Genomic DNA, 1,148 nt, shown 5'->3' with positions numbered 1-1,148 from the left:
TCGTAAAACTCGATATCGTAATCCCAGATTTCTTAATAGAACTAGACCAAAAGGTTGGTTAGCTCCTAGCCTGATGTCTAGAGTTAAAAACATTTTAACTTGGGTTGAAAAGCTGACTAGAGTATGTCCTGTGACTGGTATCTCTCAAGAGCTAGTTAGATTTGACACTCAAAAACTACAAAATCCTGAAATATCTGGGATAGAGTATCAGCAGGGCACACTTTACGGTTACGAACTTCGGGAATATTTACTTGAAAAATGGAATCGTAAATGCGCTTATTGTGGGGCAACAGGTACTCAGTTAGAAATTGAGCATATCAAACCCAAGTCTAAAGGCGGTTCCGATTGGCCTTTGGCCACGCTACGCGATCGGGTTTCTAACTTAGCTATTGCGTGTCACCCATGCAATCAAGCTAAGTCTAATCAAGATATTGAGCTTTTCCTGTCTAATAAGCCTAGTGTCTTGAAGCGTGTATTGAGTCAAGCGAGACGCCCTCTGGCTGACGCAGCTTCTGTTAATACAACTCGCTGGAAATTATACCACGATCTAAAGTCAACTGGAATACCAGTCGAGGTTGGCAGCGGCGGATTGACTAAATTCAATAGATGCCGTCAAAACCTGCCAAAAACTCATTGGCTAGACGCAGCAAATGTCGGGAAAGTTGAAACATTGATCATTGAAGTAACCCATCCTTTGCTGATTACTGCCAAAGGTCACGGAACTCGTCAGCTTTGTCGAACCAACAAGTATGGATTCCCTGTCCGTCACTGTTCAAGAACTAAAATTCACAAAGGCTTTCAAACGGGTGATATTGTCCGAGCTGTGGTAACTAAAGGCAAGAAAATCGGTACCTACGTTGGACGAGTTGCAACTCGAAAATCAGGATATTTCAATATCTCAACTAAATCAGGACTGGTGCAAGGAATCAGTCACAAGTATTGTCAATTTATTCACAGGAAGGATGGTTATGCCTATACAAATTAAAGCCTGTCCTCCCTTTCCTGAGTGCCTGTCACCTGGGGTAACCCCAGGTGTTTATATGGCAAGTCTCACCGCTAAATCAAAGATTATAGCGGGAGACGACCGGGAGGCGGACAGATGAAATTTGGTAAATCCAAGTCCATCATTGCACTAATGCCTGGCTTAA

1 protein-coding gene is annotated in these 1,148 nt (G+C 42.9%); it reads left to right on the top strand.

The window, feature by feature from the left end; translation table 11 throughout:
- Positions 1-985 (top strand): RNA-guided endonuclease IscB (gene iscB, locus F6K49_RS51460; RefSeq protein WP_293110686.1); only part of this gene is annotated, 985 nt, incomplete at its 5' end.
- Positions 986-1,148: the final 163 nt, after the last annotated feature.

The organism is Moorena sp. SIO3I6 (assembly GCF_010672095.1).
The sequence above is the reverse complement of the archived record's forward strand: the minus strand, read 5'-3'. Positions and strand labels throughout refer to the sequence as shown.